Genomic DNA, 23,220 nt, shown 5'->3' with positions numbered 1-23,220 from the left:
AGCGAAGTCTTTCAGGCAATGCGAGCCGTCGATCCCTCAGGGCGTAATCCTCTTCGTCGGTCAGCGACCCAGAATCTGGTCCACCAACGCTCGAACGTTTCCGAAGTGCGCGGTCGCGATGCCGTCTGCGCCCTTTACTCCGGACGGGACAAGCGCCTTCTCGAAACCGAGCTTTGCAGCTTCCTTGAGGCGGAGGCCGGAATGCGCGACCTGGCGGATCTCGCCAGAAAGGGCGATCTCGCCGAAGATGATGCATTCGTTGGGGATCGGGCGTTCGGACAGCGCCGAAATGAGCGCTGCGGCGACGGCAAGGTCGGCGGCCGGATCGGTCAGGCGGTAACCGCCCGCTACGTTGAGATAAACTTCCGCAGTAGCGAAACTGAGACCGCAGCGCGCTTCGAGCACGGCGAGGATCATCGCCAGCCTGCCGCTGTCCCAGCCGACCGCAGCGCGGCGCGGTGTGGCACCGCTGGCGAGGCGGACAGTCAGGGCCTGGATTTCGACCAGCACTGGGCGGCTGCCCTCGAGAGCAGGAAAGATACTTGTGCCGCTGACCGGCTCGCCGCGTTGGGTGAGGAACAGGACCGACGGGTTCGGGACTTCGGTCAGCCCTTCCCGCTCCATCGCGAACACGCCGATCTCGTCGGTACCCCCGAAGCGGTTCTTCATCGCGCGGAGAATGCGATACTGATGACTGCGCTCGCCCTCGAAGCTGAGCACCGTGTCGACCATATGCTCGAGCACGCGCGGGCCGGCGATGGTTCCGTCCTTGGTGACGTGGCCGACGAGCACGACGGCCGTGCCATGCTCCTTCGCGAAACGGACAAGCTCCTGGGCGGAGGCGCGGACCTGGCTGACCGTGCCGGGCGCGCCCTCGATCAGGTCCGAGTGCATCGTCTGGATGGAATCGATGACCAGCAGATCGGCACCGCCATTGTCGCCCAGGGTCGTGAGGATGTCGCGCACCGAAGTCGCCGCCGCGAGCCGGACCGGCGCCTTACCGAGGCCGAGCCGCACGGCGCGCAAGCGAACCTGCTCAGCTGACTCCTCGCCCGAGACATAGATGACGTTCCGGCCCTTCGACGCGAGATCGGCGCAAACCTGCAAAAGCAACGTCGACTTGCCGATGCCCGGATCGCCACCGACCAGCATCGCCGAGCCGGGAACGATTCCGCCACCGATCGCACGGTCGAACTCGGCGATACCCGTCGAGATCCTCTCCGGCAGCGCGACCGGATGATCGAGGCCGACCAGCTGAATCTGCCGCCCGCCGCCCTGGAGGTTGTGCTTGGCGGCAAAGATGCTGGAGACCTCGGCAGCCTCCTGCACCAACGTATTCCACTCCGCGCAGTCCGCGCACTGGCCTTGCCAGCGGGCCGTCACCGACCCGCAGGCCTGGCAGACGTAACGGGTCTTCGGCTTGGCCATCCTGCTCCTATCCTACTGGAACGAAGCAGGAACACAAGGCGTCAAAATACCGCCTCGGCCTTGCTGCCCATCATCTGCTGACGGACCAGCGGAATCGGCGGACCGCCGAAGCTGAGGAATTGGTCGTGAAACTGCTTCCACGCCTTTTGCCCGCCACGGCTGGCGGCCCAATCGTCGCGCAGCTTGCGGATCATCAGCTTGCCCATCGTGTAGTTGAGATAGGCCGGGTCGTAGGTCCCGCGCGCCGCCTGCTGCTTCGCATTGCCCTCGTCCTGATAGCATTGATTGCGGAACAGGTCGTAGCTCTGCTGCTGGGTCATCGAGCCGGTGTGCATGCCGATCGATGACAGGAAGCGGCAGTCGCGCAGCAGCGCGTTGGACAGCTGGCCGATCAGCACTTCGTCCTTGCCGTCGCCGAGACCCGACACGCGCATCATTTCCTCGGTGTAGTGCGCCCAGCCTTCCGCGAAGGCGTAACCGACGAACACCCGGCCGAACATGTTCTTCGAACGGTTGGCGTGGAGGAAGTTGAGGAAGTGACCCGGCCACACCTCGTGGACCGAAGTGAACAGAAGGTCCGACTTTCCAGGGATGTAGGCATCCTGCATCGCCTTGGTCCAGGTCGGATCGGGCGGCGCGATGTAATAGACCGACGGCAGGTTCTTTTCGTACGGCCCGGGAATGTTGATGTAGGCCGCGTTCTGCCGGTTGTAGGCTGGCGCTTCCTCGACCTTGGCTTCTTCCGGCCCGGGAATGGTCACGATGTCGTGGTCAACGATGAACTGCTTCAGCATCGGGAGTTGGCGCCGGGCCTCGGCGACCGGCCCGCCTACCGGCTTGTCGGAATTCATTTTGGCCATGCAGCCTTCGATGGTCGCCCCGGCCGCGTAGCGAGCGCAGGCTTCCTTCAGCAGCTTCTGGTTGGACTCGAGGTCCGCTCGGCCGATCCTCTCGAGCTCCGCGACCGGGGTCGTCACCATCTCCGTGTCGGCGAGCATGCGCTGGTACTTTTCCTTGCCCAGCGCGAAGTTCGGTTTGGCGGAGGCGCGCTGGCTTTCGACCCACGCTACGGTGTCTTTCATCGCTTTGACGGCATTGTCGGACGCGGTCTTCAGCGCCTTCTGGTCTTCGTCTGTGCCGACACCTTTCCAGGCTGCCGTTCCGTCGCCCGGATAATATTCGACGAAGCCGCCGAACGCCTTGGCCGCATAGTCGACGAAACTGGTCGCCATCGGCGTCTTGATGTTCGCGCGCATCTGCTCGGTCGCGCGAGGGACGTTCTGGAGGAACTTGATGTACGCCTTCAGCCGCTGTTCCTTCGGCGCATAGGGCACGGTGATGTAGACCGACGGGTCGATGTAATTGAGGTAGGCGGCCGGATTGTTGTGTAGCTGGTCGGCGCCGGCCGGATCGATCCAGAACAGCTGGCCCTTGGCCACCGCGACTAGGTAGTCGCGCTCGTACTGCTGCTCCTTGGTCAGCTTGTCGTTGGAGAAGCCTTCCGCGTCGGCGATCACCTTCTTCAGGCGGGCGACTTCGCCATCGATTGCGGCCTGCGACAGGTCCGCGATCTGACCGTCAAATTCGTGCCGGCCCTGCATTACCGCGAAACCGGGGTTGGCCTTGAACGCCGCCTCGATGAAGCCGTTGACGAAGGCCGGCCAGTCGCCGGACGGCGTTTCGGCCAACGTTCCGGTCTGATTGGAAGTCTCCTGCACCCGGCAGCCGCCGAGTGCCACGGCCGCAACAGCAGCCGACGCGATCAGGAATTTGCGCATTACACCTCTCTCCTTGGCGCGGCCCGCGTAGAGCCCGCCACCAGGGACGGCAAGCGCATGGGCAGATTGCGGCGTCGCACATCCGTCACTAGGGGCAGCCTCGTGATCCCTGCTCCGCTGCGTATCCCCGCATACCGTGCATTCTGGCTTTCGCGCCTGGCGACGACGATCGCGCAGATGGCGATGGTCATCGTGATCGGCTGGCAGGTCTACGATATCGCCCGCGAGACGATGGACATCCGCGAAGCGGCGTTCCAGCTGGGGTTAGTCGGGCTCGTCCAATTCGTGCCCTTGTTCGTTCTCACGCCCATCAGCGGATGGGCGGCCGACCGGCTCGATCGCCGCTACATCGCCCGGGCGGTCATCTCGCTGGAATGCCTGTGCGCGCTCATCCTGTTCAGCGCGACCTGGGGCGGGTTCATCAGCATCCCGATCCTGTTCGGGGTAGCCGCTTTGCTTGGCGTCGCGAGGGCGTTTGCGGGTCCTGCGCTCGGAGCACTGGCGCCCAATCTCGTCCCGAAAGCGATCCTCCCTCAAGCCATCGCCCTGAGCTCGGCCGCCTGGCAGACCGGTGCGATCGCTGGCCCGGCGATCGGCGGCATCCTCTACGATGTCACGCCCCATTTTCCTTACGCGTTCAGCGCAATCCTGTTTGCTTTCTCGACGGTCTGCCTGTTCACGATAGGACCGATCCAGCGCTCGGCGCTGAAGCCCGGAAGCCCGCTCAAGCAGATGGCCGACGGTCTAGCCTACGTCCGCCGCAATCGGCTGGTGCTCGGAGCGATCACGCTAGACCTGTTCGCGGTGCTTCTCGGCGGGGTAACGGCAATGTTGCCCGTCTATGCCCGCGACATCCTCCAGGTCGGCGCCGATGGGCTCGGGCCGCTCCGTGCGGCTCCGGCGGCGGGTGCGACGCTCACGGCAATCTTCTTCTCGATCCGCCCGCTCAGGACCGATGTCGGCGTAAAGATGCTGTCGGCGGTCGTCGTGTTCGGCGCGGCGACGGCGATCTTCGGTTTTTCGACCTTCTATCCGCTGTCGCTAGCGATGCTAGCGCTGCTCGGGGCGGCCGACATGTTCTCCGTCTATATCCGCCAGTCGCTCATCCAGCTCCACACGCCCGACGAAATGCGCGGGCGCGTTGCCGCCGTGTCCACGCTTGCGATTTCGGCTTCCAACGAACTTGGCGAGACCCGGAGCGGATTCACCGCCGCTTTGCTCGGACCGGTCGCTGCGACTGTCGCCGGCGGCGCTGCAGCCATCGTCGTCACCCTGATCTGGGCCGGCCTGTTCCCTGAGCTTCGGCGCGCCCGCACTTTCGAGCTTCCCGACGAACCTCCGCCCGAAGAAGCAACCGTCATTGCGGGCGGGGCCTGACTTGTAAGTAAAGAGCGTAAACCCGAACTAGCCGCCTCGAACCAGAAGGAGAGCCTCGGCATGAAGGCGAACAGCATCCTCGAGACCATCGGAAACACGCCGCACATCCGGATCAATCGCCTGTTCGGCGACAAGGCCGAGGTCTGGATCAAGTCCGAGCGTTCCAACCCCGGCGCATCGATCAAGGATCGTATCGCGCTTTCGATGGTCGAAGACGCCGAGCGCAGCGGCAAGCTGAAGCCGGGCGGGACGATCGTCGAGCCGACCTCTGGAAACACCGGCATCGGCCTCGCGATGGTTGCTGCAGTGAAAGGCTACAAGCTCATCCTCGTCATGCCCGACAGCATGAGCATCGAGCGCCGCCGCCTGATGCTGGCCTATGGCGCGAGCTTCGACCTGACCCCGCGCGAGAAGGGCATGAAGGGCTCGATCGCGCGCGCCCAGGAAATCATCGAGGCGATGCCCAATTCGTGGATGCCTCAGCAGTTCGAGAATCCGGCGAACCTCGAAGTCCACCGCCGCACGACCGCGCAGGAAATCCTCGCCGATTTCCGCGACAATCCGCCTAATGCCCTGATCACCGGCGTCGGCACCGGCGGGCACATCACTGGCTGCGCCGAGGTGCTGAAGAAGGAATGGCCCGGCCTGAAGGTCTTCGCGGTCGAGCCGACGCTTTCGCCCGTCCTTTCGGGCGGCGAACCGGGCCCGCACCCGATCCAGGGAATCGGTGCAGGATTCATTCCGGCGATCATGGATACGAGTTTGCTTGACGGAGTAATTAAGGTCGATCCGGCGGACGCGAAGGAAATGGCGCGCCGCGCCGCTCGCGAAGAAGGCATATTGGTCGGCATCTCGTCGGGTGCGACGCTGGCCGCCATCAAGCAGAAGTTACCGGAATTGGGCGATAATTCGCGCGTCCTCGGCTTCAATTACGACACCGGCGAGCGCTATTTATCGGTGCCGGACTTCCTTCCTGAGGAAAGTTAGTAAAGGGCCCTTAACCTTGTTCCTTAGCCGGGGTGTTAACGCCCTCCGGCTTAAAAACCTTCGTTAGCGGGGCAAACCCGCGATGAAGGTCCTGGAATGCGCAGAGCTCGGTTCGCGAGAGCGGTCGAAAATGTCGGAGGAGAAGCCCAGACGGTCTCCATAAGGGAGGCGCTCTGGTTTGGCGTGCGCGCGCCCGAAACCAGCGACGAAGCTTCGCTGTCCGACTGGCGCGTTGGCGGTCTCGATCATGTCGCCCTTCTGCTCGGCGTCACGCACCTACTCATCGTCGGCGCATGCACGGCGCTCTTCCAGACGCGTGTTTTCGGCATTTCCTCGGACAACCCCCTGATTCCGGCAGCGCTCGTCATCCTTTGCGACATCGTTGCGGCCGCGCTGCTGATGAACCGGAAGCGGCTCAACCTTTCATCGCATACGGTCGTTCGCGGCCTTTGCGTCTATCTCGCCATCGTCGGGGTGCTCTGGACCTGGTTCGGAATCTCGGTTCAGGACGATCAGTTTATCTATCCGATCGCCGCCGCACCGATAGCAATGAGCGCCGGCATCGCCATGGGCGCGGTCGTTTCCATCCAGTCCCCGCCACTGATCATCACCAACATGCTCACGTCGGCGTTCGCAGCCATCATGCTCTCGCAAGGCCCGCTAGTGCCGGTCGCGGTGGAGATCCTGTCGCTGGCGCTGGTTGCCTACAGCATTGCCGGTTCGCGCAGCTTCATGCGGGCCGGCCGCCGGAGGCTCAACCTCGATGCCGAAGCCCGCAAGGCGCTCAACTTCGTCGAGGAATTCGAAAACAGCGGCCGCGGCTGGTTCTGGGAAACCAACGCCGAAGGCACGCTCTCCTATGTCTCGCAGCAGCTTGCGGACGACTTCCGCTGCGAAGCGCCGGAGCTCCTGGGCCGGCAATTTTCCGACCTGCTGTCGGCGGAGACCAGCCACGGCAAGACGCTCGGTTTCCACCTCTCGGCGCGATTCCCATTCTCCGACGTGGTGGTGACGGCGGCCAGCGACGAGGACATTCACTGGTCGCTGTCCGGCAATCCGATCTTCGACGAGCGCGGCCGCTTCCTCGGCTTTCGAGGCATCGGCACCGACCTCACCGAGCAGCGCCGGTCCGAGCAGGAAATCACGAGGCTTGCTCGCTTCGATTCCCTGACCGGCCTGCCAAACCGAGCGATGATGCGGCAGACGCTCGACGAGGCGCTTCGCAACGCGTCGAGCCGGCAAAAAGGCTGCGCGCTGTTCCTGATCGATCTCGATCGATTCAAGAACGTCAACGACACGCTCGGCCACCCGGTCGGCGACGCACTGCTCCGGCAGGTCGCGGACCGGCTGAAACTGGCGATGGGTGATCACGGGCAGGTTGGGCGCCTCGGCGGGGACGAGTTCAAGGCCGTGCTCCCGGGCCAGGTCGACATCGGACTTCTGGAATCCCTCGCTCGGACCATGATCGAGCAGGTTTCGCGGCCTTACAGCATCGAAGGACACCGGGTCGTCATCGGCGCATCGGTCGGCATCGCCATCGGCGATCCTGGACGCTGCACAGCCGACAGCCTGGTCCGCGACGCCGATCTCGCGCTCTACGCGGCGAAGGATGCTGGCAGGGGCAAGCACTGCTTCTACGAGCAGGCCATGCACACGGAGGCATCGGACCGCCAGGTGCTCGAGAACGACCTTCGGCAGGCGATCGACAAAGGCGAGCTTTGGGTCGCCTATCAGCCGATCGTGCGCACCGCCGGCGAAGAGATCTCCGGCTTCGAGGCGCTGGTGCGATGGGATCACCCGGTTCGGGGCCGGATCTCGCCCGACAAGTTCATTCCGCTGGCCGAGGAATGCGGCCTCATCCCGCGTATCGGGACCTGGGTGCTCGAGACCGCGCTCGAGGAGGCGGCCCGCTGGCCCGACCAGGTGCGCATCGCGGTCAACCTATCCCCGATCCAGTTCAACGATCCGGGAATCGTAGAGATCGTGTCCAACGCGCTGACCCGCACCGGCGTCCGGGCGAACAGGCTGGAGTTGGAGATCACCGAGGGCGTGTTCCTCGCGGAAGGCGAGTCCACCGACGACACGTTTGGCAAGCTGAAGGATCTTGGCGTGCGCCTGGCGCTGGACGACTTCGGCACCGGTTACAGCTCGCTCGGCTATTTGAAGAAAGCGCCGTTCGACAAGATCAAGATCGACCAGAGTTTCGTCCGCGGCGCGGCGTCGAAAACGAGCAGAAACAGCGCCATCATCCGCGCAATCGTCACGCTCGCCGACAGCCTGCAGATGGAGACCTGCGCAGAGGGCGTCGAAACCCATGACGACCTGCACCTGATACGAGATCTCGGTTGCAGCCACATCCAGGGCTACATCTTCGGCAAGCCCATGGAAGGGGAGTCGGCGCGCGCGCTGGCCTCAAAGACTACGGTAGTTCCCGACGGCTATCAGTCCCTGCGCGAGCCCCGCCAGCGGCTAATGCGCCGGGCGATGGCGTCGATCGACGGAGAAGTCTGCGAGGTCAGGCTCCGCAACATCTCGGCGATGGGCGCGCTGGTCGAATGCAGCCGCGCGGTCGCTCCGGGCACACGCGTTGCGATGGACATCGTCGGCGCAGGCCCGATCGAGGGCACGGTCCGCTGGGCTCAGTCCGGCAAGTTCGGCGTGCAGTTCAACGACGTCTTCGTGATGTCGAGGCTCGCTCCGAAGAAGGAAAAGCTCAACGACGTCCAGATGCTCCAGCCTTGGTACGTCGGTCAGAAAGCAGCGTCCTAGAAGGCCTCTTCCGGAAGCTTCATGATTGCCTCGGCGCCAGCCTCGACCTGACGGCGGAGCGCAGACGCTAGCGGAAGCTCACGCTCGGCATAGAAGCGCGCCGTAATCAGCTTGGCCTCATGGAAGTCGCGATCGCCCGAGCCGTTGGCGGCGAGCGGGCCAGAGACCTGCACCATCTTCAGCCACATCCAGCCAAGCACGACGAGGCCCATCAACTCCATGTACGGATAGGCGCCCGCCCCCGCATTGTCGGGATCGGTCATTCCGTTCTGGGCGAGCCACATCGTCGCACGCTGAAGCTCTCCGACTGCCGGCTCGAGCGCGGCTGCCATACCAGCCGGGTCGCCGGCTGCCTTCGCGACGGCGATGTCCTCCGCCAAGGCTGCAAAAAAGGCGCGCACAGCACGGCCGCCGTCCTTGGCCAGCTTGCGTCCGACGAGGTCCATCGCCTGGATCCCGTTGGTGCCCTCGTAGATCTGCGCGATCCGGGCATCCCGGACGAACTGCTCCATGCCGTGCTCACGGATGTAGCCGTGGCCGCCGAACACCTGCTGCGCGAGCACTGCAGCCTCGAAGCCCTTGTCGGTGAGATAGCCCTTGATGACCGGAGTGATGAGCGAGACGAGGTCGTCGGCCGCCTGCCGCTCTTCCTCGGTCGGCGCCTTGCGCGACAGATCGACCTGCAACGCTCCCCACAGGATCAGCGCACGCGCTGCCTGGTTGAACGTCCGCATCTCCATCAGCATCCGGCGGACGTCGGGATGGACGAACAGAGGATCGGCCTTGGCGCTCTGATCCTGCGCGTCCTTGTGGAGCGCCCTGCCCTGCCGGCGCTCGCGGGCGTAGGCGACCGCATTCTGGTAGGCGACCTCGCCCTGCGCCAGCCCCTGCAAGCCGACGCCAAGGCGCGCGGCGTTCATCATGATGAACATGGCGGCAAGGCCCTTCTCGGCCTCACCGACCAGCCAGCCTTTCGCCCCATCGTAGTTCATGACGCAGGTAGAGTTGCCGTGGATGCCCATCTTCTTTTCGATGGAACCGCAGGAGACGCCGTTGCGCTCGCCAAGGCTGCCGTCCTCGTTGACGAGGAACTTGGGCACCAGGAACAGCGAGATGCCTTTAACATTGTCCGGTGCGCCGGCGATCTTGGCGATCACCATGTGGATGATGTTCTCGCTGAGGTCGTGCTCGCCCGACGAGATGAAGATTTTGGTGCCGGTCAACGAATAGCTGCCGTCCGGGTTGGGGTCGGCGCGCGTCTTGAGCAGGCCGAGGTCGGTGCCGCAGTGCGGCTCCGTCAGGTTCATGGTCCCGGTCCAGCGGCCATTGACCATGTTCGGAAGATATTTCGCCTTCTGCTCGTCGGTACCCTTCACCAGCAGCGCTGCAATCGCGCCCTGCGTCAGGCCGTTGTACATTTCGAAGCTGTGGTTGGCCGAGCAGAGAAACTCGGAAATCGCCGTCGAGACGACGTGGGGCATGCCCTGCCCGCCGAACTCCTCGGGAGCCGACAAAGTCGTCCAGCCGTTGGCGACGAACTGATCCCAGGCATCCTTGAAACCGGGAGGAGTCGTCACCGACCCGTCGTCGTTGCGCTTGCAGCCTTCTTCGTCGCCGACGCGGTTCAGCGGCTGGAGCACTTCCTCGCAGAACCTGCCGCCCTCTTCGAGGATCGCCTGGACGATATCCGGCGACGCGTTGGCGAAGCCCGGAAGGTTCGAAAAGCGCCCGATCTCCAGCACGTCCTCGAGGATGAAGCGCGTTTCGCGCACCGGAGCTGTGTAGGTCGGCATGTCTAGCTGTCCTTCTGGTCGAGGCGTTCGTCGAGGAAGCCGCAGAACTCTTCGAGCTCGGCGATCGTGGCGTCGATGTCTTTCTTCTGGCGGCGGAGCGCGACGACCCGCTCGCGGCAGCGGTCGCGGGTGGCGAGCATTTGCGTGTGCTGCTGGTCCCCGACATCGTAGAGGTCGAGCAGTTCGCGAATGTCGTTGAGGCTGAAGCCGACCGACTTGCCGCGGAGGATCCAGGTCAACCGGGCGCGGTCGCGATCGGTATAGAGCCGCGTGGTGCCGCGCCGCTCGGGCGCGATCAGCTCTTCGTCTTCGTAGAATCGGAGCGCGCGGGCGGTGACGCCGAACGCGTCGCACATCTCCCCGATCGAATAGAAACGCCTCTCCGCGTCCATGGCGGCGCTATGCTTTACGTTCACGTAAACGTCAACTGGCGTGAGGATTTCAACTGAGGTTCAGGCAGGGGCGACAAAGCGCCACCCCACACCTATATGACGGCTCTAGCAGCGCTGGCTCGGGGACGATGCTCACCACAAATCCGTTCGAACCCCTCGACGGGACACACTGCACGAAGAGTGCGGAATCTTCGGCATCTGGGGTGCCGATAACGCCGCGAGCTTCGTCGCGCTTGGGCTTCACGCCCTGCAGCATCGCGGCCAGGAAGCGGCGGGCGTCACCAGCTACGACGGCGCCCATTTCCATTCGCACCGGGCGATGGGGCACGTGGCCGGCAATTTCGACAAAGACGATATCATGCGCAAGCTGCTCGGCCGCGCAGGCATCGGGCACGTTCGCTATTCGACGACCGGCGAAACCGCGCTCCGAAACGTCCAGCCCCTTTACGCCGAGCTGAACGACGGCGGCTTCGCCGTTGCCCATAACGGCAATCTCTCCAACGCGATGAAGCTGCGCCGCACGCTCAACCGCCGCGGCTCCATCTTCCAGTCGACCAGCGACACGGAGGTGATCATCCACCTCGTCGCGACATCGCAGGCCGCGAGCCCTACCGACCGGCTGATCGACGCGCTGAAGCAGGTCGAAGGCGCCTATTCGCTCGTCGTCCTGACGGAAGAAGGCCTGATTGCCTGCCGGGACCCGCTGGGCATTCGTCCGCTCGTCATGGGCAAGCTGGGCGAAGCGACCATCTTCGCTTCGGAAACGGTCGCGCTCGACGTGATTGGCGCAAGCTTCATCCGTGAGATCGATCCCGGCGAGCTAGTGATCGTCAATGGTAGCGGCATCCGCTCCTTCCGCCCGTTCGAGATGGCAGAGCCCGCCCCTGCATCTTCGAGCACGTCTATTTCTCGCGCCCGGATTCGATCGTCGACGGCACATCCGTCTACGAAGTCCGGAAGAAGATCGGCGCGGAGCTTTCCCGCGAGGCCCCGGTCGAAGCCGACCTCGTGGTTCCGGTTCCGGACAGCGGAGTTCCGGCAGCGATCGGCTTCAGCCAGGAAAGCGGCATTCCGTTCGAGCTTGGCATCATCCGCTCGCACTATGTCGGCCGGACCTTCATCCAGCCGAGCCAGGAAGTCCGCCACTTGGGCGTGAAGCTGAAGCACAACGCCAACAGCGCGCTTATCCGCGGCAAGCGCGTCGTCCTCATTGACGATTCCATCGTGCGCGGAACGACCAGCGTGAAGATCGTCCAGATGATGCGCGATGCCGGGGCCCGTGAAGTGCACATGCGCATCGCCTCGCCGCCGACGCGACACAGCTGCTTCTACGGCGTCGACACGCCGGAGCGGGCGAAGTTGCTCGCCGCGCAGATGAGCGTCGAGGGCATGGCCGATTACATCAACGCCGACAGCCTCGCCTTCATCTCGATCGATGGCCTGTACCGAGCGCTTGGCGACCAGCGCAACGCTCAGCAGCCGCAGCGTTGCGACGCCTGCTTCACCGGGGAGTATCCGACGCGGCTGACCGACGCTGAGGAAAACGATCCGGGCTCGACCCTGTCTTTGGTCGCCGCGCGCTAGCCGCTACACGCGCCTCCATGTCTGATTCGAAACCGCTTTCCGGCAAGCTTGCGCTTGTCACCGGCGCAAGCCGCGGCATTGGCGCCGCGACTGCCGAAGCTCTCGCCCGAGAGGGCGCGCACGTCATCCTCGTCGCCCGCACCGCCAAGGCATTGGAAGAGGTCGAGGACCGCATCCATGCGGCTGGCGGGAGCGCGACGATCGCGCCGCTCGACCTCACCGACGGCGAAGCCATCGGCAAGCTGGGCGCAGCCGTGTCGGAGCGGTGGGGCGCTCTCGACATCCTCGTCCTCAACGCGGCCATGCTCGGCTCGCTCACTCCGGTCGAGCATATCGACCCCAAGGAATATTCGCGGATTCTGACGCTCAATGTCGGCTCCAACCAAGCGCTGATCGCCGCGTTCGACCAGATGCTGCGCAAGGCCGAGCGGGCGGACGTGATCGGCGTGACGTCGAGCGTCGGCCACGAACCGCGAGCCTTCTGGGGGCCTACGGCTCTTCCAAGGCAGCGCTGGAGAACCTTCTCGGCGCTTATGCCGACGAGACGGAGCATACCGGCAAGATCCGCGTGCAGATCGTCGACCCGGGCGCGACCCGCACCCGCATGCGCCAGCTAGCCTTCCCCGGCGAAGAGCCGGAGAGCGTGAAGCCGCCTGAAGCCGTCGCGGCCTTCATCCTGGAACGCCTGGCATCGGTTGCGCAGACCGGCGAGCTGGTGCGCGCGCCCTAGGGCTTGCCAACTTCCTCTTCGCAAGCGCACGGTCCCCGGAGGGGCAAGCATGCACGAGGAAAGCAGCATCACGGGCAAGACGCTCCGTGGCCATCCGCCCGGGCTTGCGATCCTTTCGGTAACCGAACTCGCGGAGCGGTTCTCCTATTATGGCATGACTGCGCTGCTGGCGCTGTACATGGTCAAGCAGCTTCTACTTCCCGGCCATGCCGAGCACGTCATCGGTCTTGCGACGCTCCGCCATGCTTTCGAATTCCGCGGGCCGATGTCGGATCAGGCCTTCGCATCCCTCATCTACGGCTGGTACGGCGGCCTCGTTTACTTCACGCCGCTTCTCGGCGGCTGGATCGCGGACCGGTTCATCGGGACGAAGCGAGGGTTACGCTTGGAGCATTGCTGATGGCGGCCGGCCATCTCGCAATGTCGCGGGACGATACTTTTCTGCTCGCCCTGCTGCTGCTGATCGCCGGGTCCGGTTTCCTCAAGGGGAATATCTCAGCGCAGGTCGGCAAGCTCTATCCGCCCACTTCCGAATCCCTTCGCGAACGCGGCTTCACGATATTCTCGACCGGCATCAACATCGGCGCAGTCGCGGGCCCGCTTGGGACCGGAACGGTCGCCGCCATCTACGGCTGGCATGCCGGGTTCGCCCTCGCCGCAGTCCTCATGCTTGTGGCTCTCGCCATCTATCTCGGCGGCCAGCGCTATTTGCCCAACAGCAAAGCGGAAAAGTCCGCGCGATCCAAGCTTCCGCCGCTCACCACCGCTGAGAAGAAAAGGGTTTGGGCGATCCTGTTCCTGATCGCGACGTTCATCCCCGCCCTGATATCCTACACCATGATCTGGAACGTCGGGATCGTATGGATCGACGAGAAGGTCAGCCTCGGTCCGATTCCGGCAAGCTGGTTCAATTCCGTCGACAGCTTCGCGAGCATCATTATCGCGCCGGTCCTCGTCGGGCTCTGGGCGTCGCAAGCGCGCCGGAACGTCGAGCCGGAGGCCCTCACCAAGCTGCTCATCGGCTTCGCGATGACGGGCGCATCGGCGCTCTTATTCGTCGCCGGCTGCCTCATGGCGGATGCCGACGGCAAGGTCTCGGTCTTGTGGGCGCTTGCCGGCTATTTCGGAATGGGCTTTGCGTTCATGTGGTACTGGCCAGTGGCGCTCGCGATCATTTCGAAATCCGCTCCTGCGAAAGTCAACTCGACCATGATCGGCGGATCATTCCTCTCCCTCTTCTTCGGCACCGTGCTAATGGGATGGGTCGGCAGCTTCTACGGGGAAATGAGCAACGTCGCCTTTTGGACGCTAGTCGCTGGGATCGCCTTCGGCGGCTCCTTGCTGATCCTCGCCGTGAGGAAATCGTTGGCGACGGCGCTCGGCCTCTGTTCCAACTGATCGTCTAACAGCGGTATCGGCGAGACGCTCCGCCAGTAAGACCGCTCGAACTTCACTGCAGTGCAGCAAGGCGTATCGTGGCCCTCAAGTGGAGGTCACATGAAAATGGGTTGGATGATCGGACGGACGGCGGCGCTGTCGAATCCGGAAGCAGCAAGGCGCAAGGCAATCGAGAAGCTGCGGGCACTCGCGGAACTGGATGACCCGAGAGCGTGGTCGTCCCGATCCTGCTCGACGCGCTGCTGATGGTCGAATCCTATCGCGGGGCACGGCACCAGATCAGCTTCCTTCCGGAGTTGACCGAGAGCGTCGACGCGCTCCTTCGCGAGGTGACGATCGTCGAGAAATCGAAGGAATGGGCGAAGGCCTGAGCCCGGGGAATGCCCGAAGTGCCGTATGGCTGGGGCGGCCAACGAGTCATAACTGGGAACCTCCGAAGATAATTCTGGAGACTTCCCAATGTCGTTATCCCGCTATTTCGCAGCCACAGCGGCTGCCGCCTTGATCATCTCAGCTCCGGCATTCGCCGGCAGCGGCTCACCCAAGGGCAACATCGTCGCGGCGGCTTCGGCCTCGCCTGACTTCAAGACGCTGGTAACCGCGGTAAAGGCTGCGAAGCTAACCGATACCCTTGCCGGCAAAGGACCGTTCACGGTCTTCGCGCCCACGAACGATGCCTTCGCCAAGCTCGACTCGGGAACGGTCGAGAATCTTCTGAAGCCGGAAAATCGCGATCAGCTTGCCAAGATCCTGACATATCACGTGGTGGCCGGTGAGGTGACTGCCGCCGCGCTCGTGCAGCAGATTCAGGCCGGCGGCGGCTCTGCAAAGCTCACCACCGTCGAAGGCTCGCAACTTACGGCGAAGCTCGACGGCGACAAGGTCATCCTCGTCGACGAGAACAATCGCACTGCAACCGTAACCAAGACGGACCTGATGCAATCGAACGGCATCATCCACGTCATCGATACGGTCGTTCTTCCGGGCTGAGCTTAGCCTCCGCCGCGTGGTGAGCGGGCTACGCGGCGGTCAGGCCTTCACCATCGTTACCTGCGCGACGTCGATTGCGCCGCCGCGGAAGCCGCCCTCGCAATACATGAGGTAATAGCGCCAGAGGCCGTGGAAGGCGGCGTTGAACTCGTGCAGCTTTCCGGCCGCTACGGCGGCGTCGTAGCGGTCGCGCCAGCGCTTGAGCGTCTCGGCATAGTCGAGGCCGAATCCCACGCGCGCCTCCCATGAGAGGCCGCGCTGCTTCGCGAGCGCTTCGAACCGGGGTTCGTCGATCAATTGGCCGCCCGGGAAGATGTAGGTCTGGATGAAGTCGGCGTTGCGTGCGTAGCGGTCGAACAGGCCGTGATCCATGCTGATGAACTGCAGCGCGGCTCGGCCGCAGGGCTTCAGGTTGCGGGCGATGCAGTCGACATAGGCGCCCCACCAGCGCTGGCCGACCGCCTCGACCATCTCGACGGAGGCGATGGCGTCGAACTGCTCTGCGACCTGGCGATAGTCCTGCAGCCTGATCTCTACCTTGTCGGCGAGGCCCGCTTCGCGGATGCGCTGCTCCGCCCAGGCCTTTTGCTCGGCGGACAGGGTCAGGCCGACGACTTGCGCGCCGCGCTTCGCCGCCTCGATCGCAAGCGTTCCCCAGCCCGAACCGATCTCCAGGAGCCTCGACTGCTCGCCAATTCCGAGCCGGTCGAGCAGGTCGTGAACCTTGCGGAGCTGGGCGTCCTCCAGCGTCTCTTCAGCCGACCCGAACCGTGCCGAGCTGTAGGTCATCGTCTGGTCGAGCCAGGCCGAATAGAAGTCATTGCCAAGGTCGTAATGGGCGGAGATGTTCTCCTTCGCTCGGCGCGGGTCGTTGTCGCGCAGGCGGTGGGCAAGCGCGTTGATCCAGCGGAACGGCCCCTTTGCCCTGCCGAGCTCGCCCAGCGAGACGGCGTTCGAGCTGAACAGCTGGAACAGGGGCACCGGGTCCGGCGACGTCCATTCGCCAAGCTCCCACGCCTTGTACCAGCCGACCGATCCGGAAATGGCCAGGCGCACGACGGCGAGCCAGCTCTTGATCTCGATCCGCGCTGCCGGGCCGGCCCCACGGAATCCCAACCGCCGGCGCGTACCATCCGGAATAGTGGCGTCGATGCCGCCGCTCTCAAGCTTCCGGTCGATCAGGTCGAGGACGGTGGTGAATCCGGGCGCAAAAAGCCGCGCGAGCAGGCCGCCGCCTGTCGTGAACCGCTTGTCGCCCTGCACCAGATGCGCACCACGCGAGCTCATGACGCGCCAGTTATGAATTCGAGCGGCTATTGTCGAGGTTTTGCGCGCAGCCCGGCGCGGCGACCGGCAAGACCGTCTCACGCGCAAGCCGCGACCGCCTGCCCTCTCCGTAACGGGCGTCGCCGATCGCAACGCGGACCTGGCAGCGCTCCCGGATCGTATCGGCCTGCGGAAGGATCGACCATTTCAGGAACTTCCGAAGCCGGGGATCCTGCCGGATAGCCTCGCGAACAAGCGGATCGCCCATGTTCGTCGGCTGACAGGTGGTCACCATCCCGAACCCGCCACCGAGCGGATCATATTTGCTTCGGTGGTAGCAATTGCCCTCTCGCCAGACGAGGTCGCGGCGCCAGAACTCGACCGGCGGCGGCGAGGCGAAGATCGCTTCGACCGGGCGGCTCCCGGCCCATTCCCGGACCGAGGCATTGGCCCTGTCCGTGATGACGAGGTTCACACCGACATAGGATAGCACGAACGCAACAGCGATCCGCGCCGGCCGCGTCCACGGACGGCCTTTCTTCTCCTTCACCTTGGAAATTCCGATGCCGAGCGCGAGCGCGAGCCAGACCCAGACGTCGATGATGAACAGGCCGTCGGCGTGGTACCAACGATTCGAGAAAGGCGAGAGCAGCTGAACCGAATAGGTCGTCAGCATGTCGAGCAATGGATGCGTGGCGGCGCCGATGTAAGACAATGCGAGCAGCCAGCCGAAGTGCATCGTCAGCCCGCTTTTGAAGCCCTTGCCGCGGCCGACCTGCCAGCGGTCGAGCAGCCACAGCAATCCCGCGAGGATCGGCGGCATGACCAGCACTCCGCCGATGATTCCGTGCGTGAAGCCGCGGTGGATCGCCAGCGGGTCCCACGGAGCATTGCCGAAGAAGACATCGATGTCCGGCATGTTCGCGCCGAGGATCAGCGCGGCGAGGCCCTTGCGCGTCTTCGTCTTGAGACCGGCCTGGCCCAGCGCCCAGCCGGCCATCGAGTGGGTGAGATTGTCCAAGCTGGGCTAGCGGGTCAGAGCTTGTGCGGCTCTTTCTCGACCTGCCAGGTCTGGCCCTTCGAGACCAAGGCCTGAAGATCGGCCTTCTTGCCCGATGCGGCGGCGGCGTTCTGCTCGATTACCGCGCTTTCGAAGGTCGGAGCGGGGTCTTCGTAGATGACGCCGAGCGCAACCGGGAAGCCCTGCGGCATTTCGATCAACATCGCCGCAATGCCCTTGTTCTTCGGATCATGGACGATGACCGATGGATCGCTGCCATCGACGATCTTCAGGCACAGCCGGTCGCAGTCGAGCGCGAGGCCCTTTTCGCCGTTGGCGAACAGCATCTTCTCGCCGGGCTGCAGCCAGAGCTGCTTCTCCTGCGCGACGCTGCGCTCGGTGAAGCTGGCGAAGACGTCGTCGTTGTAGACGACGCAGTTCTGGTAGATTTCGACGAAGCTCGCGCCCTTGTGCGCGTGAGCCGCCTTCAGCACGTCCGGCAGGCTCTTATGAACATCGATCCCGCGAGCGATGAACCGCGCACCCGAACCGAGCGCAAACATGCAGGGCGTCACCGGCCGATCGACTGATCCGAACGGCGTCGAGGGCGAGCGCGTGCCGACGCGGCTGGTCGGCGAATATTGACCCTTGGTCAGACCGTAGATTTCGTTGTTGAACAGCAGGATCTGGCAGTCGAGGTTGCGGCGAAGCACATGCATCGTGTGATTGCCGCCGATCGACAGGGCATCGCCGTCACCGGTGATGACCCACACGTCGAGCTCCGGATTGGCGAGCTTGATCCCCGTCGCGAAGGCCGGAGCGCGACCGTGGATCGTGTGGAAGCCGTAGCTTGCCATGTAGTAGGGGAAGCGGCTGGAGCAGCCGATGCCGCTGACGAACACCGTCTTCTCGCGCGCGACGCCAAGGTCCGGCATCGTCCGCTGCACGGCCTTCAGAACGGCATAGTCGCCGCAGCCCGGGCACCAGCGGACCTCCTGGTCGCTCGCCCAGTCCTTGGCGGTGGTGACTTTGGTCAGTTCGTTCATCGGTACAGTACCCAGTAGATCAAGACGCAGACGAGGATCAGCATGATGATCATCGGCCAGGGATTGATCGGTTTCATGACAGCGCCTTCTCGATCGCCGCTTCGATCTCGGCGATGCGGAAGGGGTGGCCGCTGACCTTGTTGAGCGGCTTCGCGTCGACGAGGAACTGGTCGCGGAGCACGGTCTTGAGCTGGCCCGTGTTCATCTCCGGAACGATGATCTTGTCGAAGCTCTTGAGCAAGTCGCCCATGTTCGACGGCATCGGCCAGATGTGGCGGATGTGCACGTGCGCGACGTCCTGACCCTTGTTCAGCGCGCGGCGCACCGCCTGGTGGATCGGCCCGAAGGTCGAGCCCCAGCCGACGACCGCAAGCTTCGCGCCCGCCTTGCCGATGCAGACGTCCTGATCGGGAATGCTCTCCGCGACCTTGTTGACCTTAGCCGCGCGTGTGTCTGTCATCTCCTGGTGAGCGGCCGGCGAATAGTCGATGTTCCCGGTGCCCGGCTGCTTCTCGATGCCGCCGATGCGGTGCTCGAGGCCCTCGGTACCGGGCTTGATCCACGGACGTGCTAGGTCGCCGTTGCGGGCGAACGGCATGACGGCCTCACCTTCCGCCGGAGCCTTGTCGAAAAAGCTGACTGGAAACGGCTCGTAGCCGCTCATGTCCGGCACTTTCCACGGCTCCGCCGCATTGGCGATATAACCGTCGGTCAGGAGCATGACCGGCGTCATGTAGCGCGTGGCGATACGCACCGCCTCGATCGCGCATTCAAATGCGTCGGCTGGCGAGCGCGCGGCGATGACCGGCAGCGGAGCATCCGCGTTGCGGCCGTAGACCGCCTGGTAGAGGTCGGATTGCTCGGTCTTGGTCGGAAGGCCGGTAGACGGCCCCCGCGTTGCGAATTCACCACGATCAGCGGAAGCTCGGTCATGATCGCAAGGCCGAGCGCCTCGGTTTTCAGCGCGATGCCCGGGCCCGACGACGAGGTAATACCAAGCTGGCCGGCATAGCTCGCGCCGATGGCCGAGCAGATGGCGGCAATTTCGTCCTCCGCCTGGAAGGTCGTGATCCCGAATTCCTTCAGGCGCGACAGGTGATGCAGAAGCGCCGACGCAGGCGTGATCGGATAGCCTCCGAAGAACATCTGCAAGCCTGCAAGCTTCGCACCCGCGACGAGACCGAGTGCAAGCGATTCCGCGCCGGTGACGGTACGATAGAGGCCGGGCTCCGCAGGCGCGGGCGCGACATGGTGCCGGTGGACGCCGCCGATCTCGACCGTTTCGCCATAAGCGTGGCCGGCATTCAGCGCCGCGATGTTCGCCTCGGCGAGCTCCGGCGCCTTGGCGAACTTGGCGTTGAGCCAGTCGACGATCGGCTGCCGGTCGCGGTCGAACATCCAGAGCGCGAGCCCCAGCGTCCACATGTTCTTGCAGCGCAGCGCCTCCTTGTTGCCGAGGCCGAACGGCTTCACGGCATCGAGCGTCAGCTGCGAAATGTTGAAGTGGACCAGCTGCCACTTGGCGAGGCTGCTGTCCTCCAGGGGTTCTCTGCATAGCCCGCCTTGGCGAGGTTGCGCGCCGAGAATTCGCCCTCGTCGGCGATGATCAGCCCGCCCTCGCGAAGCTGGTCGACGTTCACCTTCAGCGCCGCCGGGTTCATCGCGATCAGCACGTCGGGCTGGTCGCCCGCGGTCTCGATCGCGGTCGAGCCGAAGTTGATCTGGAAGGCGCTGACTCCGAACGTCGTCCCCTGCGGAGCGCGGATCTCCGCCGGGAAATCGGGGAAGGTCGCGAGGTCGTTGCCCGCGAGCGCCGTCGAGAGTGTGAATTGTCCGCCGGTGAGCTGCATGCCGTCGCCGCTGTCGCCCGCGAAACGGACGACGACGGCCTCGGCGCTTGGGTGCGAGGCGGCTTCTTCCTCAGTGATGAGATGGGTGGCGGTGGCCACGTGCGAGTCCTTACAAACGCTGAGAGTTTCTTCTGCGCGCCTCTTTAAGACTCTGACGCCTCTTTCGCCACTTCTAATGCTCGCGCTAAGGCGGGTTCATGGCCGACGACGATCATCTCTACCGCCGCGGGTCGGCGTGATGCTGCTCAATAGCGAAGGGAAAGTCTTTGTCGGGGCGCGGATCGATAATACGGACGATGCCTGGCAGATGCCCCAGGGCGGCATCGACAAGGGCGAAGAGCCCTGGGCGACCGCGCTACGCGAGCTCGAAGAGGAAACTGGGATCCCGCCCGCCTTGTCGAGCGGCTGAGCGCGCATCCCGACCGGCTCCGCTACGATCTCCCCGAAGAGCTTCGCGACAAGCTTTGGGGCGGCAAGTGGAAGGGCCAGCTACAGGACTGGTACCTCGCGCGCTTCCTTGGGGAAGACAGCGACGTGAACATCGCCACCGAGCATCCCGAATTCCGCGACTGGAAATGGATCGACCCGGACCACCTCCCCGACCTGATCGTGCCGTTCAAACGCGACCTGTACCGGCGCATTCTGCAACATTTCGCGGACTATCTCTAGCGCCAGCTTTCGACCCATTTCTGCCATTAGCAAAATCGATCCCAGCTTTGTTGCGCAGCCGTATCGCTCACACTTATACGCTAGTTCCTGAGGGTTGAGTCGCCTGTTCTGCGTCGCTGGCATGGTGCGGGGTGGCAATGAACCGTTGGGCAGAGTTTTCTGGTGGTGCAGGCTCGAGCGAAAGCTCGCCTGTAGGGCTAGGCCCTCCGCACTCCCTAACGGCCGCTAAGACACCGCTATTTCGCCAGTTCATCATCGGTGGCGTAGTAGGCGCAGTAGCAGTGGGTATCCGATGGCTGCTTCCGTTTGAGCCTGACCTGCTGCCGACCTTCTCGGTTGTCATCGGCGTTTGCGTCGTGACGATGGCAGCGGGCCTCTGGGCAGGTTTTACGACGATGGTCGTCGGCGGTGCCCTGGCGTGGCGCTTCATCCTTTGGCCGGAAACGCGGACACTTGCGCCAGACGACATCATCGCAATGACGGGCTACTTCATGGTTACTTCCGTCATTCTCGGCACGACGGAACTGTATCGGCGCAGTGAACAGCGCAGATTAGTCGTGGAGCTAGCTCATGCGAAGGAGCGAGCCGAAAATCAGCAGCTGTTTGCCTCAGAACTGTCGCATCGACTCAAGAACTCGCTCTCGATTGTGCAGTCAATGGCGCTTCAGAGTTTTGGGAGCGAAACCCCAGAGTTCCTCAAATTCGCTGGTCGGCTGCACGCGCTCGCAGCAGCCAACAAACTTCTGAACAGTCACGTGGCGCGCCCATCCGCCGATGTTAGGGAGGTAGTTGAGGCTGCTGTTCAGCCATTCAGAGGTCAACAAGATCCATTCTGTCTTTCCGGACCCGCGCGCTCATTGGGAAGCCAGGATGTGGTGTCACTGACAATCGCATTGCACGAACTCGCCACCAATGCGGTCAAATATGGGGCGTTGAGCGACCCCAAGGGACGCGTCGCTGTGACTTGGACCACAAATGACGGCACACTTGTGATCGAGTGGAAGGAGCATGATGGCCCACCCGTTACACGTCCGACCACGAGTGGTTTCGGCTCGCGGCTTTTGAAGCGCGCCGCAATGGGCGCTGAGTTGGAGTACGAGGCCGACGGCATTCGATGCACGATCCGCGCACGTTAGTCGCTGCATAAGGAGTTAGTGGCGGCTTTCCACCCGAAAGGGACGTCCGCTTTCGACCCAAAACAGACATAAACTGCCCGCCTCGTCTCATACATTTTCGGACTGGCAATCCACTGTCAGGCATTCTTTCTCCCGTTCGGCCTTGAGCGCTACTGGCGACGCTCGCGTTCTAAGGCGTCCTGAATATGCTCCGCTAGCCTACGCGCGGGCGATGAGATGTTCGGCCGATTGAGTAGGGCAACTTCCGTTTCATAGAGCTCCGGCAGGCCCGCGTCGGCCGGCACGGCAATCAACGACTTTGGGATCATCTCCCTCGGTAATACCGTCACGCCCAACCCTGCTTTGACCGCGGCCTGAGCACCTCCGAGACTGGTGGATGTGTAGGCAATCCGCCAAGGCCGCCCGACCGCATCCAGCGCCATGGTCGCGCGTTTGCGATATACGCACGGCTCGGGCGAGACGACCAATGGGATCACCTCTCCGTCACGGACGCGGTAGCCTTCCCTGGCCACCCACAGGAGCGCTTCGCGCCACACGCGCACGCCTTCGATCGGCGCAGCGGGTTCGCGCTTCACGAGAACGAGATCGAAGCCGCCCCTTTGAACCGGTCGAGGAGGTTCAGGGTAAGGTCGCAAGTCACCTCGAGCTCGATCAAAGGATGCGCTTCGGCGAATTGCTGGAGGACGTTGGGCAAATGTGCGGTGGCAAAATCCTCTGGAACGCCCAGCGTGACGGTTCCGGCAACTTCCGGCTCGAGAAGATTGGCAATCGTCTGGTCATGAAGCCGGAGAAGCTCGCGGGCAGGACCGAGCAGCCGCTCGCCGTCAGGCGTCAACTTCAGCAACCTTGGGCTTCGCTCGAACAGGGTTCGTCCAACCTGTTCCTCGAGGCGCTTCACTTGGAGGCTAATAGTCGATTGTGTCCGCCCTAGCCGAACGCCAGCGCGCGTAAATCCCCCTCCTCAACGATGATACTGAAACAGCGCAGGAGATCGAGATCCAAGTTCCTCGCGAGCATCAGCATCATT

The 23,220-nt window shown here is 63.7% G+C and carries 15 protein-coding genes and 5 pseudogenes; 11 read left to right on the top strand and 9 right to left on the bottom strand.

Going from position 1 to position 23,220, the window contains the following annotated elements; genetic code table 11:
• Positions 1 to 60 precede the first annotated feature (60 nt).
• Complete coding sequence (gene radA / locus H9L14_RS03815; protein ID WP_187709287.1) at positions 61 to 1,428, bottom strand: DNA repair protein RadA; 1,368 nt, start codon at positions 1,426 to 1,428, stop codon at positions 61 to 63.
• A gap of 41 nt (positions 1,429 to 1,469) precedes the next feature.
• A complete protein-coding gene (locus H9L14_RS03810) occupies positions 1,470 to 3,206 on the bottom strand; it encodes a DUF885 domain-containing protein (RefSeq protein ID WP_187709286.1) in 1,737 nt (578 codons plus the stop codon).
• 102 nt (positions 3,207 to 3,308) lie between these two features.
• Here H9L14_RS03810 and H9L14_RS03805 point away from each other — a divergent pair, with 102 nt between their 5' ends.
• From H9L14_RS03805 to H9L14_RS03795, 3 genes are all read left to right on the top strand, one after another.
• Positions 3,309 to 4,583: an MFS transporter gene (locus tag H9L14_RS03805; RefSeq protein WP_246444409.1), complete on the top strand. Its 1,275-nt coding sequence runs from the start codon at positions 3,309 to 3,311 to the stop codon at positions 4,581 to 4,583.
• Positions 4,584 to 4,643: 60 nt separating this feature from the next.
• Positions 4,644 to 5,570, top strand: coding sequence for a cysteine synthase A (gene cysK / locus H9L14_RS03800; RefSeq protein WP_187709284.1), 927 nt, complete (start codon positions 4,644 to 4,646; stop codon positions 5,568 to 5,570).
• Positions 5,571 to 5,753: 183 nt separating this feature from the next.
• On the top strand, positions 5,754 to 8,339 hold the full coding sequence (locus H9L14_RS03795) for an EAL domain-containing protein (RefSeq protein WP_187709283.1): 2,586 nt from the start codon (positions 5,754 to 5,756) through the stop codon (positions 8,337 to 8,339).
• On the opposite strand, the gene H9L14_RS03790 is transcribed toward H9L14_RS03795, so the two are convergent.
• Both H9L14_RS03790 and H9L14_RS03785 read right to left on the bottom strand, forming a co-directional pair.
• Positions 8,336 to 10,132, bottom strand: a complete 1,797-nt coding sequence (locus H9L14_RS03790) for an acyl-CoA dehydrogenase C-terminal domain-containing protein (RefSeq protein ID WP_187709282.1) — start codon at positions 10,130 to 10,132, stop codon at positions 8,336 to 8,338. The two genes, H9L14_RS03795 and H9L14_RS03790, sit on opposite strands and share 4 nt — an antisense overlap.
• 2 nt (positions 10,133 to 10,134) lie before the next feature.
• A complete protein-coding gene (locus tag H9L14_RS03785; RefSeq protein ID WP_187709849.1) occupies positions 10,135 to 10,524 on the bottom strand; it encodes a MerR family transcriptional regulator in 390 nt (129 codons plus the stop codon).
• A gap of 128 nt (positions 10,525 to 10,652) precedes the next feature.
• Here H9L14_RS03785 and purF point away from each other — a divergent pair.
• The 6 genes and pseudogenes from purF to H9L14_RS03755 all read left to right on the top strand — a co-directional run bounded on the left by purF (position 10,653) and on the right by H9L14_RS03755 (position 15,226).
• Positions 10,653 to 12,108 (top strand): annotated as a pseudogene (gene purF, locus H9L14_RS03780) (amidophosphoribosyltransferase).
• Between the two features lie 17 nt (positions 12,109 to 12,125).
• Positions 12,126 to 12,838 (top strand): annotated as a pseudogene (locus H9L14_RS03775) (SDR family NAD(P)-dependent oxidoreductase).
• A 49-nt stretch (positions 12,839 to 12,887) separates the two neighbouring features.
• Positions 12,888 to 13,238 carry a hypothetical protein gene (locus H9L14_RS03770; protein ID WP_187709281.1) on the top strand — a complete coding sequence of 117 codons (351 nt, stop codon included), beginning with the start codon at positions 12,888 to 12,890 and terminating at the stop codon, positions 13,236 to 13,238.
• Entirely contained in the window at positions 13,238 to 14,236 is a 999-nt protein-coding gene (locus H9L14_RS03765; protein ID WP_187709280.1) for a POT-type proton-dependent oligopeptide transporter, read from the top strand. Before H9L14_RS03770 ends, H9L14_RS03765 begins: the two co-directional genes overlap by 1 nt.
• A gap of 212 nt (positions 14,237 to 14,448) precedes the next feature.
• On the top strand, positions 14,449 to 14,607 hold the full coding sequence (locus H9L14_RS03760) for a hypothetical protein (RefSeq protein WP_187709279.1): 159 nt from the start codon (positions 14,449 to 14,451) through the stop codon (positions 14,605 to 14,607).
• Positions 14,608 to 14,695: 88 nt separating this feature from the next.
• Positions 14,696 to 15,226 (top strand): fasciclin domain-containing protein, encoded by a 531-nt coding sequence (locus tag H9L14_RS03755; protein WP_187709278.1) that lies wholly within the window; start codon positions 14,696 to 14,698, stop codon positions 15,224 to 15,226.
• 39 nt (positions 15,227 to 15,265) lie between these two features.
• Here the strand turns inward: H9L14_RS03755 and H9L14_RS03750 are convergent, their stop codons facing one another.
• The 4 genes and pseudogenes from H9L14_RS03750 to H9L14_RS03735 all read right to left on the bottom strand — a co-directional run bounded on the left by H9L14_RS03750 (position 15,266) and on the right by H9L14_RS03735 (position 20,487).
• Positions 15,266 to 16,513 carry an SAM-dependent methyltransferase gene (locus tag H9L14_RS03750; RefSeq protein WP_187709277.1) on the bottom strand — a complete coding sequence of 416 codons (1,248 nt, stop codon included), beginning with the start codon at positions 16,511 to 16,513 and terminating at the stop codon, positions 15,266 to 15,268.
• Positions 16,514 to 16,523: 10 nt separating this feature from the next.
• Positions 16,524 to 17,513, bottom strand: a complete 990-nt coding sequence (locus H9L14_RS03745) for a metal-dependent hydrolase (protein ID WP_281389422.1) — start codon at positions 17,511 to 17,513, stop codon at positions 16,524 to 16,526.
• 14 nt (positions 17,514 to 17,527) lie between these two features.
• The gene (locus H9L14_RS03740) at positions 17,528 to 18,538 is read right to left on the bottom strand and encodes a 2-oxoacid:ferredoxin oxidoreductase subunit beta (protein WP_187709275.1); all 1,011 of its coding nucleotides are present in this window, start codon (positions 18,536 to 18,538) and stop codon (positions 17,528 to 17,530) included.
• Between the two features lie 73 nt (positions 18,539 to 18,611).
• A pseudogene (locus H9L14_RS03735) lies at positions 18,612 to 20,487 on the bottom strand (2-oxoacid:acceptor oxidoreductase subunit alpha).
• Positions 20,488 to 20,563: 76 nt separating this feature from the next.
• Between H9L14_RS03735 and H9L14_RS03730 the strand changes: the two are divergent.
• Positions 20,564 to 21,057 (top strand): annotated as a pseudogene (locus H9L14_RS03730) (RNA pyrophosphohydrolase).
• A 281-nt stretch (positions 21,058 to 21,338) separates the two neighbouring features.
• Entirely contained in the window at positions 21,339 to 22,193 is an 855-nt protein-coding gene (locus tag H9L14_RS03725) for a sensor histidine kinase (protein ID WP_187709274.1), read from the top strand.
• A 149-nt stretch (positions 22,194 to 22,342) separates the two neighbouring features.
• On the opposite strand, the pseudogene H9L14_RS03720 reads toward H9L14_RS03725, so the two are convergent.
• Positions 22,343 to 23,091: pseudogene (locus H9L14_RS03720) on the bottom strand (LysR substrate-binding domain-containing protein).
• Positions 23,092 to 23,220: the final 129 nt, after the last annotated feature.

The organism is Sphingomonas sediminicola (genome assembly GCF_014489515.1).
GTDB classification, from domain to species: domain Bacteria; phylum Pseudomonadota; class Alphaproteobacteria; order Sphingomonadales; family Sphingomonadaceae; genus Sphingomicrobium; species Sphingomicrobium sediminicola.
Note: the sequence above shows the minus strand (reverse complement) of the source record. Positions and strands in the feature narration are given on the sequence as shown.